This is a genomic window from Roseateles sp. (assembly GCF_036486225.1).
Taxonomy (GTDB): Bacteria; Pseudomonadota; Gammaproteobacteria; order Burkholderiales; family Burkholderiaceae_C; genus Roseateles.
Genome location: NZ_DASVNZ010000321.1, coordinates 1 through 1,617, shown reverse-complemented (window position 1 = coordinate 1,617; position 1,617 = coordinate 1). Strand labels below are relative to the sequence as shown.

At 71.8% G+C, this 1,617-nt stretch carries 1 protein-coding gene; it reads left to right on the top strand.

Annotation, left to right across the window (positions count from 1 at the left end):
* The coding region (locus VF536_RS21075; protein WP_331616838.1) for a PD-(D/E)XK nuclease family protein at nt 1-1,572 on the top strand (1,572 nt) is incomplete at its 5' end.
* Between the last annotated feature and the right edge of the window lie 45 nt (nt 1,573-1,617).

Sequence of the window (1,617 nt, the reverse complement as noted above, 5' to 3'; positions counted from 1 at the left end):
CGGCTCTGGGAGGGCGCGCGCGAGGCGCTGGCACCGCTGCAGCCGCGGGGCACGCAGGCGCTCGACGCCTGGATCGCGGCGCTCGGTCAGACCCTCCAGCAGCTGGGCGCCGACGAGCAGCTCAAGCGCCAGCCCGCGGGTGGACCGCAGGTGCTGGAGGCGCTCTGGCTGAGCAAGACGCCGTGGCCGGGCTCCGGCCACGAAGCGGTCCTGCGGGGCGCGCAACTGACCGCGTCCGAATTCGTCGACTGGGTCTCGCAGACGCTGGAGGCCGGCGAATACAAGCCGCCGCTCGAAGGCGGCCTGCAGATCATGATCACGCCGCTGGCGCGGACGATGCTGCGCCCGTTCGGGGCGATCGTGCTGCCGGGCGCGGACGCCGCGACGCTGGGGCCGGTGCCGCCGGGGCCGGTGCTGATCGGCGACACGTTCGCGCGCGAGCTCGGCCTGCCGACCGTGGAAGGCAAGCGGCAAGCGCTCGCCTGGCAGTTCGCGCAGCTGCTGCGCGCGCCGGCGGTGACGTTGCTGCGCCGCGGGCATCTCGGCAGCGAGCCGCTCGCGGCGAGTCCGCTGCTGGACCGGCTCGACCTCGCGCTGCAGGCGGTGGGGCAGACGCTGCCGCATTGGCACGATCCGCGCATCGATGCGACCGTGCCTTCGGCGCACGTCGACCGCGCCGCCGCGCAGGCGCAAGGGCGGCTCCCGTCGGCGTTGAGCGCGAGCGCGGTGGAATCCTTGCGTCAGTGCCCGTACCAGTTCTTCGCCCGTGTGCTGCTGGGGCTGCGCGAGGCCGGCGAGCTCGATGTCCAGGCCGACAAGCGCGATTACGGCACCTGGCTGCACGCGGTGCTGCATCAGTTCCACACCGAACGCGTGGAGGAGCGCGATCCGCATCTCGACGACGACGCCCGCTTGCAACGCGCCGCGCAGGAACAGATGCGCGAGCTTGGCCTGGCGCCGGCGGAATTCCTGCCGTACTCGGCGAGCTTCGCGCGCTTCGTGCCGGCCTACCTCGGCTGGCTCGCGGAGCGCGAGACCGAAGGCCAGCGTTTCGAGCGCGGCGAGGTCGATCGCCGCGTCCATCCCTGGGCGGAGATCGAGCCCGCACTCGCGGAGCTGGCGCTGCTCGGGCGCATCGATCGGATCGACGATGCCGCCGATGGACAGTTGCTCATCGACTACAAGACCGGCAGCCTCAAAGGCTTGAAGGACAAGGTCGCGAATCCGCTGGAAGACACGCAGCTCGCCGTTTACGCCGTGCTGATGGGCTCGCCTGCCTTACTCCCTCTCCCGCTTGCGGGAGAGGGCAGGGGTGAGGGCCAGCGGCCTGGGCAGTCCGCCGGCCCGCTGCGTGCGCAGTACCTGGCCCTGGACGACGCCAAGGGCATTGCCGAGATTGAGCACGAACACGTGGAAGCGACCACTGTCGTGATGCTGGACGGCCTTCGCCAGGACCTGATGGCCATCCACGCCGGCGATCCGCTGCCGGCGCTGGGCGAAGGCGTGGCCTGTGCCTACTGCGAGATGCGCGGCCTGTGCCGTCGCGACGATTGGGAAGGGGCCGCGCCGTGACCGCGCCGACGAACGACATGACGCCGGGCGCCGCATCCGCAGCCG